Annotated in this window: 1 protein-coding gene; it reads right to left on the bottom strand. The window is 68.0% G+C overall.

Features of this window, described 5'->3' with window-relative positions:
* Positions 1–54: 54 nt before the first annotated feature.
* Entirely contained in the window at positions 55–1,242 is a 1,188-nt protein-coding gene (locus tag EIZ45_RS45790) for an integrase core domain-containing protein (protein ID WP_134670447.1), read from the bottom strand.
* Positions 1,243–1,351 lie beyond the last annotated feature (109 nt).

The raw sequence follows: 1,351 nt of genomic DNA, 5'->3' as shown, positions 1-1,351 counted from the left end.
CTGTTTTGTCTCGGTTGATCTGTCGCAGGGTTGTCTCGGTTGTTGTGTCGCATGTTAGGCGACTGGGGTGAGTTTGCCCTGGTAGGTCTTGGTGTGGTCGATGTGGATGTAGCCGATCGGGTCGCCGTTGCTGGTGTAGGCGGTGGCCTGGTTGTGGTCGGCGACGATGGTGATGGTCTGTGCGGCGTGGGCGGTGCCGATGCGGATGCGGTTGCCGCGGCCGAGGTTGACGGTGCCTTTGTCGCTGACTTTGAGCCGGTGGATGGTGGCGTCGTCCTGGACGGGCAGGTGTTGAGGACCGCCGAGGTGGTCGGCGCTGGTCCAGGTGTCGTGCGGGGTGCGGCGGCCCAGGGCGCTGTGCCGGCGGCGGGTGTTGTAGTACTCGCGGTAGGTGTCGAGCAGGGTCTGCAGCTCGGCCAGGGTGGCGGGCTGGGCGGGCTGGCAGGCGAGCCAGCGTTTGAGGGTCTGGTGGTGGCGCTCGACTTTGCCGCAGGTTTGCGGGTGATACGGGCTGGAGTGGATCAGGCGGCTGCCCCAGCCGGTGACGGTGCTGGTGAACGCCGAGGGTTTGGTGTTGGCGCGGTGCCGGGAGGTGAACGCGGATCCGTTGTCGGACAACACGATCCCCGGTGCGCCGCAGGCGTCGGCGGCAGCGGTGACCGCGGCGACGGCCGCGGCCGAGGTCTCGGACAGAGCGGCGTGGCAGGCGACCAGCAGCCGGGTGCAGTCATCGAGCACGTCGAAAACCACCGCCTTCGTTCCGTCGGCGAGGACCACCTCGGTGGCGTCGATCTGGTAGCAGTCCCGCGGCCGGGCATAGGCGAAGCGGCGCAGCGAGGCTTTCGGCCGTTTGCGCGGGTTGCGGTCGAGCAGGCCGGCGCGGGCCAGGATCCGGTTGATCGTGGCCCGCGCCGGAACCCGCCAGCCCCGAGCGTCCCAGCCCTGTTCGAGGGCCAGCTCCTGCAGCGCGTCCCGGATCGGGTCAGCGCCGTTGTCCGGGACCAGTTCGGCGCGCAACCGCACGATCTCGGCCGCCACCGGCTCCGGCGTCGCATGCGGGGAGGTCCTGGGCCGCCGCGACCGCTCTCGCCACTGCCCCTCGGCAAGGATCCGGGCACGGTGCCGATAGAACGTGCGCCTGTCGACACCGTTGACCCGGCACCACTCCGACACGTTCCCCAGATTCGCCTGAACCACCAACGTCGCGTCCATCAGCAGCATCTTCGCTCGTTTCCGCGCCATGGTCAGCAACCACAACGCTGGTCAAGCGACAGACCCCGAATATCACCCGATCCGGGTGAGTCACATGCCGAGAGACACAAACTGTGTCATATCAGCTGGGACTGAACAG

The organism is Amycolatopsis sp. CFH S0740 (genome assembly GCF_004522315.1).
GTDB lineage: Bacteria > Actinomycetota > Actinomycetes > Mycobacteriales > Pseudonocardiaceae > Amycolatopsis > Amycolatopsis nivea.
The sequence above is the reverse complement of the archived record's forward strand: the minus strand, read 5'-3'. Positions and strand labels throughout refer to the sequence as shown.

Bases quoted from the DNA above. Each gene is read 5' to 3' on its own strand.
- EIZ45_RS45790 (WP_134670447.1), bottom strand. From the start codon at position 1,242: ATGGCGCGGAAACGAGCGAAGATGCTGCTGATGGACGCGACGTTGGTG.